The 6,262-nt window shown below is 67.6% G+C and carries 6 protein-coding genes; 1 reads left to right on the top strand and 5 read right to left on the bottom strand.

What is annotated here, in order from left to right; all coding sequences use genetic code 11:
* Positions 1–150: 150 nt before the first annotated feature.
* A complete protein-coding gene (locus ACGFYN_RS39050) occupies positions 151–786 on the bottom strand; it encodes a DUF1062 domain-containing protein (RefSeq protein WP_393870730.1) in 636 nt (211 codons plus the stop codon).
* Positions 787–1,125: 339 nt separating this feature from the next.
* Here ACGFYN_RS39050 and ACGFYN_RS39045 point away from each other — a divergent pair, with 339 nt between their 5' ends.
* Positions 1,126–1,794 carry a hypothetical protein gene (locus ACGFYN_RS39045; RefSeq protein ID WP_393870729.1) on the top strand — a complete coding sequence of 223 codons (669 nt, stop codon included), beginning with the start codon at positions 1,126–1,128 and terminating at the stop codon, positions 1,792–1,794.
* A gap of 142 nt (positions 1,795–1,936) precedes the next feature.
* On the opposite strand, the gene ACGFYN_RS39040 is transcribed toward ACGFYN_RS39045, so the two are convergent.
* From ACGFYN_RS39040 to ACGFYN_RS39025, 4 genes are all read right to left on the bottom strand, one after another.
* On the bottom strand, positions 1,937–3,661 hold the full coding sequence (locus ACGFYN_RS39040; protein ID WP_393870728.1) for a DEAD/DEAH box helicase: 1,725 nt from the start codon (positions 3,659–3,661) through the stop codon (positions 1,937–1,939).
* A gap of 87 nt (positions 3,662–3,748) precedes the next feature.
* A complete protein-coding gene (locus tag ACGFYN_RS39035; protein WP_240111487.1) occupies positions 3,749–3,952 on the bottom strand; it encodes a cold-shock protein in 204 nt (67 codons plus the stop codon).
* A 526-nt stretch (positions 3,953–4,478) separates the two neighbouring features.
* On the bottom strand, positions 4,479–5,372 hold the full coding sequence (locus tag ACGFYN_RS39030) for a LysR family transcriptional regulator (RefSeq protein WP_393870735.1): 894 nt from the start codon (positions 5,370–5,372) through the stop codon (positions 4,479–4,481).
* A gap of 195 nt (positions 5,373–5,567) precedes the next feature.
* A complete protein-coding gene (locus ACGFYN_RS39025) occupies positions 5,568–6,230 on the bottom strand; it encodes a type 1 glutamine amidotransferase domain-containing protein (protein ID WP_393870727.1) in 663 nt (220 codons plus the stop codon).
* Between the last annotated feature and the right edge of the window lie 32 nt (positions 6,231–6,262).

The following is a 6,262-nucleotide window of genomic DNA, read 5'->3' as shown; positions in this document are numbered from 1 at the left end:
CAACGGTTCCAGCTTCGGGCCCCGACGGGGAACTGACGCACCAGCAGCAGAAGTCACACACCTACTAACGATCAACTACTGGCGCAGGACACTAGGCCATCGCCGCCCAACGCGGCATTCTCGGCCGTGCGTGGAGTGTCCCGGCCCGGCTCAGACTGGTGCGTTCTTGAGCCAAGCGACCAGGACCGTAGAGCCTCTTGCGGCGCCGACTGAGCCGGAGGATCGGTCAATGGTGAACTCGAAGTCCCGATGGGTCTTGTCGCCGGGAGCCAGCGGCAGCTGGATGCGACCGTCCGCGACCATGCGTCGTACCGCGGTACGGCTGACGCCGAGCCCGAGCGTGAGCAGTCGTTCGACGCGAACCGGAGCGGGCAGTTCGAAGCTGATCAGCACCGTGACCGGGGCCGGCGCGTCGAGTTCGTACTCAGGCCTGCCGGTGTGGAGTTGCCACGTACCGGTCCAGTCGAGGCGGTATCCGTTCTTCGCGGCGAGTGACGCGCTCATCGCCCATTCCCCCACCACGGCAGGGTTGTTGGACTCGTACGCCACCAGGCGAGCGGGCTCCAGCGACGACACGTGGGTGCGTTCGTGGAGGGGCACCTTCGAAGTGCGGTCGCACACGGCGCAGTTCAGGAGCAGCCAGACGTCGAGGAGCTTGCCGCTCGCGTTGACGCGGAACTTGCCCGAGGGGCGGTGACGCGTGCCGGTGCAGTTCAGGCAGGGTTTCACGACGGTGGGCAGGGCGGACTGACGCACGGCCCACTGGGCCTTGCGGGTGGTATTCATGAATGTGGTTGATTTCTGCGCTCAGCAGGAGCCCACGCGGGCCAGGCCGCGGCTCCTGGGATCTGACGGATGCACACGAGGGCGCGGGTGCCGCCTCGGGGCCGGGTCGTCAGGCTCCGAGGTCGATCGCGCGACAGGTCGACCGTGGGTACGTGGCAGCAGTTACAGATCCATGCGGGCGATCCTGATCGAACCCGCGGCCCGCGGGCAACTCCTTTTCCACGGGCTCACCGACGGGCCGCACCTCGACTGCCCCGCCGACCGGGTCCGGCTTGCGGCAACCGCGGCCCCACTTGGCATAGTTGACCCGCCACTTGGGGCCGGCGAGAGACGGGGCAGATGGACGCGAAACACGAACGGTTCCGGGTCGAGTTCGCCAGCGGTACGGCCGCCTCGGTGGCCAGGCGGCGCTCGTTCCGCGACCACGAGCGCAACGACATAGAAGCGGACCTGACGGGCTGGCCCGCTGGACAGCCCTTCGCGGTACGAGGGTTCTTCGGCAAGCTCGGCCGGCACACCCAAACCGTGGTCGGCGGGCTGCTGATGCTGCCGCTGTACGTCATCGCCGGCCTCTTCAACAGCCCCGCGTCACCCGACAGACGCGGAAAACTGGAGGAGCGCGAGAACGAGGTCGACGACTTCCCCGTGATGTGCGCGGCCACGGGCGAGACGGCTCGCACCCTGCCCTGGCAACTCGATCCCTCCCGGCGGTCCTGGCGAACCGTCACCGAGCTCGAACTCGCCGACTCCGACGGGGTCGTACGCATCACGTCCTACGAGGACACGGCGCGCGGCAACCGCTTCGTCGAATGGGGTGGCGGCGGGAAGGTGCCGGGATCGGAGGCCGTCCTCTGGGAGTTGCCGCGGCAGGAGATAGCCGGCGCGGAGGTCAAGCCCTTCAGCATGAACGAGTCCGACGCCAGGATCCGCTTCCGTGACGGGTCATGGGCCCGGCTGACGACCACCGGGTCAGCAGCCGCGCGGAAGCTCGTGGCCCTTCTCAACTAACCGTTCATCGCTGCCCTGGGCCGGCCCACTTGAGACCGCCGGTCTGGGACCAATGCCGGAAAAGGGGGCGCCGCGCCCACGAGCCGGCCGGTTTCGGCGGCGCAGAGCTCAAGGTCGATCAGCCCGACGCCGCCTTCCACCCCTAGGTCGCAGAGGTACGGCGGCTCCCGCCGCGACGGTCGGAGCCGCGGCCCCCACCCTTGACGGTGCCGCTGGTGCTTCCGCCTGCTGCCGGGCGTCGGGCGGACCCACGGCCGGTCTTGCCGGCGGCGCTGCCGGTCGGCGCACCCCCGGTGGACGTGGACTGGCGGTCGGCGCTGCGGCCGCGCGCTTCGGTGGCGCCGTTCTTGGCCCCACCGGACCCTGCCCGGCGGGCAGAGCCGCGTGTACCGGGTGCGGAGGTGCCGCCGGTGGCCGCGCCGGCCGCAGTGCGTCGGCCCGATCCGCGGCTCTCCGTACCGGTGGCGGCGCCGGCCCCGGCCCCGCCGCCTCGGCGACGGCTGGACCGCCTGCTCGCCCCGCTGCCCGTCTTCCGGTCCGGGCGGGACGCCTTCGGTGCCGGCGGCTCGGGGACCTCGATGGTGACGGCCACACCGGAGGGCTCGCGGGCGCCGGTGATGGTGGTCAGTTCGGTGTCGCTCGACGTGATGCGCGCCGTTCGGGGGCGGATGTTCGCGTCCGACATGAGCCGGGTGACGTCCCGCTTCTGTTCGGGCAGGACGAGCGTGACCACGCTGCCGGAACCGCCGGCGCGGGCCGTGCGGCCGCCCCGGTGGACGTAGTCCTTGTGGTCGGTGGGGGGATCGACGTTCACGACGAGGTCGAGGTCGTCGACGTGTATGCCCCGGGCCGCGACGTTCGTCGCCACCAGGGCGGTGACCTGCCCGTTCTTGAACTGCTCCAGGGTGCGGTTGCGCTGCGGCTGGGAGCGGCCTCCATGCAGGGCCGCCGCGCGGACACCGACGGCCAGCAGCCGCTTGGCCAGCCGGTCGGCGGATCTCTTGGTGTCGAGGAAGAGGATGACCCGGCCGTCACGGGCCGCGATGCGCGTGGTGACGGCCTTCTTGTCGGTCTCGTCCTGCACATGGAGCACGTGGTGCTCCATGGTCGTCACCGCTCCCGCGGACGGGTCCACGGAATGCACCACGGGGTCGGTGATGAACTGCTTCACCAGCCGGTCGATGTTGCGGTCCAGGGTGGCCGAGAAGAGCATCCGCTGTCCGTCGGGCCTTACCAGCCGCAGCAGCTTGGTGATCTGCGGCAGGAAGCCGATGTCGGTCATCTGGTCGGCTTCGTCCAGGACGGTGATGCGCACCTGGTCGAGCACGCAGTCTCCGCGTTCCACCAGGTCGTTCAGCCTGCCGGGACTCGCCACGACCACCTCCGCGCCGCGCCGGAGTGCACCGGCCTGCTTGGTGATGGAGAGTCCGCCGACCACGGTGGTCATCCGCAGGTTCACGGCCGTCGCGTACGGGGTCAGCGCGTCCGTCACCTGCTGGGCCAGTTCCCGGGTGGGCACCAGCACGAGGGCGAGGGGGGCCTTGGGCTCCGCACGCATTCCGGCAGTGCGGGCCAGGAGCGCCAGCCCGAACGCGAGCGTCTTGCCGGAGCCGGTGCGTCCACGTCCCAGCAGGTCGCGTCCGGCCAGCGAATTGGGCAGGGTGGCGGCCTGAATGGGGAAGGGGGTGGTCACGCCCTGCGCTGCGAGGGTCTTCAGCAGCGCCGCGGGCATGTCCATACCGGCGAAGTCCTCGACGGCGGGAAGTGCGGGGGTCGTGTTTTCGGGCAGCCGGAATTCCCGCGGCGACTGCGCGGACGGTGCGGATGACGCGGCGCGCCGGTTCGGCTTCTGGTACCTGCGGGACATTCGGTTGTCTGCCTTCCTGGGAACAGCACAAACCGGGGTCCGCACCTCAAAGGTGCGGACCCCGGTGAGCGGATACGCGTCCTGCGATCAGGCGGGGACGATGTTCTCCGCCTGCGGGCCCTTCTGGCCCTGCGTGACGTCGAACGAGACCCGCTGGCCGTCCTGGAGCTCACGGAAGCCCTGGGTCGCGATGTTCGAGTAGTGGGCGAAGACGTCCGGACCGCCGCCGTCCTGCTCGATGAAGCCGAAACCCTTTTCGGCGTTGAACCACTTCACGGTTCCCTGTGCCATGACTTTCTCCTTCTCTAGGCAGAGGGCCCACCCGGAAATCCCGGAAAACAAATAATGCGCCTGAAGGAGAAACATTCCCGTCAGGCGCACATAGGTTCATGGGTACCACAACTGCAACACGGAAACCGTAGCACAAGCCGACGGCCCGTGGCGGATCAACCAGGCGTGTCGGAGCTCTCAGACCCCCTCGGCGCTGCTGGCGCCCGCCTGCCACGGCCCACCCGCAGTCAGCCGGCACCCCCCTATGGACCCGCCCCACTCCAGGAACCGGTCTTCCTCGCTCTCGGCCGGCTCAGGTCCGTCCCGCCGCCCTCGGCACCGCATCCACCGCTGGCGACCAACGGCTCATCCCGGGTCCGGGCTTCTCGCGTGCCGGTGGGGCACCTCCCAGTGGTGTGCCAGTGAGCTGATTCGAAGAAAAGTCCACATCGTTCCGTGGCCACTCATGAAGTAGATCGCCGAGTAGGTTTCCAGCCGCTCGCTTGCCCGGGTATCTGCGAGAAAACCTGCGTGAGTTGGGGTGGGCTCACCATGCCTTGGCTGTGGTGAGTAAGTGGTTGTGGAACCGTGCGATCGACGGGTTGTCGAGGGTTCCCGAGCGTGTGGCCAGATGGAAAGTGGTGATGGGGGGTATCTCGGGATCCATCAGGAGAACCAGGCCGTCGCGGGAAAGCTCTTCAGTGCATAGGAAAGAAGGCAGGACAGCGATCCCGACCGAGGCGACGGCTGCTGATTTCACAGCTCGCATATCGGAGACGACGAGGGCCGGCCGCGCCGGTGGCGGTGCGTCGAACACCGTCTGCCAGTAGTGGCGTGTGATGGGCTCCGATTCGCCGTTCGTCACCACGGGGAGTTTCTCGAGAGCTCGTGCCCCGTCCACCTCGAGGATTCCCGGCGGCAGGTCGTTGGCTATCTCCGGTGCGGCGACCAGTACGAGGTCCTCATCGTTGAGCGGTGTGCTGTTGATTCCGCGGCACCTGGGCTGAATGGAAGAGATGGCCATGTCCACCGTGCTGGCCTTCAGGTCTTCCAGGACGTTGCTCGACGTGTCGAGGCTGATGTCGATGTCCATGCCGGAGGCGGTGAACTGCGCCAGGGAGGGCAGGACTCGTTCTGACATGAGTGCGGCAGGCCCACCCAGTCGGAGTGGCCTGTCGCTGTGGCCGGTGCCGAGCCGCCGTGAGATGGTCCGATTCAAATCGGAAATTGCCTCTTTGGTCTCGCTGGCGAGAATTTGGCCTTCTTCGGTCGGATCTGCCCCCTGCGGAGTGCGTTCGAACAGTGCTTGTCCCAGGGTTTTCTCAAGGCCCCTGATGTGCTGAGTCACAGCGGGCTGAGTTATTCCGAGTTTTTGTGCCGCTTTCGTGAATGATCCGCATTCGTAGACCGCTATGAACGTCTGAAGCCAACCGAGCTGCATATTCTGCCCCCGTGGATCGGTCAAATACGGGGAGAGTACATACCTCTACCAACTACCCCGTAGGCGTAACGTTAGCGAACGAGGTTCCTGGAGTCGAGCGATCTTTGGCCTGCCGGTGCTAAAAGCGGGTCAAAAAACCGGCGATTGGTTCCATCCGCCCAGTCGCACCCGGATGGAACCAACCACCGGTGGTTGTCAGACCAGTTCGGCAATGACCATTTCAGCCACCTTCGCGGCACTGGCTGGATTCTGCCCGGTCACCAGACGGCTGTCGGCCACCGCGAACTCTTGAAAGTTGTCCGTCTTCACGAACTTGGCCCCCTGCTCGATGAGGGCTGACTCAAGTGCGAAAGGAACCACATTCGTGAGTCCGACAGCCTCCTCTTCCTCGTTGGTGAAGGCCGAGACCTGCTTTCCCCGGACCAGGGGAGTCCCGTCGGGCAAGGTGATGTTGACCAGGCCGGCCGGCCCATGGCAGACGCCGGCGACGATGCCGCCCCGCTCATGGATACGGGCCGCGAGCCGGGCGAGCGCGGTTGCCTGGGGGAAGTCCCACATCGTGCCGTGGCCGCCGGCGTAGAAGATCGCGTCGTAGTCCGCCGGGTCGAGGGCGTCGGCGGTGGGGGTGTTGGCGAGCTGGTCCTCGTGGGAGGCAAGGAACGCCTCGGTGATGGTGTCGTCCTTCTTGACGCCGTCGCGCGGTGACTTGCCGCCGGCCACGGAGACGAATGCGATGTCCCATCCGTGTGCGCGGAAGACCGCTGCCGGGTGCGCCACTTCGGGCACGTAGAAGCCGGTGGCCCGGCCGGTGTCGCCGAGCCGGCCGTGGGAGGTGAGGGCGAACAGTACCTTCGGCATGGTGGTTCTCCTTGCGTTGCGGGGCGCTGGTG

The sequence above is a fragment of the Streptomyces sp. NPDC048419 genome (genome assembly GCF_043200415.1).
Classification (GTDB): domain Bacteria; phylum Actinomycetota; class Actinomycetes; order Streptomycetales; family Streptomycetaceae; genus Streptomyces.
Note: the sequence above shows the minus strand (reverse complement) of the source record. Positions and strands in the feature narration are given on the sequence as shown.

Bases quoted from the DNA above. Each gene is read 5' to 3' on its own strand.
- ACGFYN_RS39050 (WP_393870730.1), bottom strand. From the start codon at position 786: ATGAATACCACCCGCAAGGCCCAGTGGGCCGTGCGTCAGTCCGCCCTG.
- ACGFYN_RS39045 (WP_393870729.1), top strand. From the start codon at position 1,126: ATGGACGCGAAACACGAACGGTTCCGGGTCGAGTTCGCCAGCGGTACG.
- ACGFYN_RS39040 (WP_393870728.1), bottom strand. From the start codon at position 3,661: ATGTCCCGCAGGTACCAGAAGCCGAACCGGCGCGCCGCGTCATCCGCA.
- ACGFYN_RS39035 (WP_240111487.1), bottom strand. From the start codon at position 3,952: ATGGCACAGGGAACCGTGAAGTGGTTCAACGCCGAAAAGGGTTTCGGC.
- ACGFYN_RS39030 (WP_393870735.1), bottom strand. From the start codon at position 5,372: ATGCAGCTCGGTTGGCTTCAGACGTTCATAGCGGTCTACGAATGCGGA.
- ACGFYN_RS39025 (WP_393870727.1), bottom strand. From the start codon at position 6,230: ATGCCGAAGGTACTGTTCGCCCTCACCTCCCACGGCCGGCTCGGCGAC.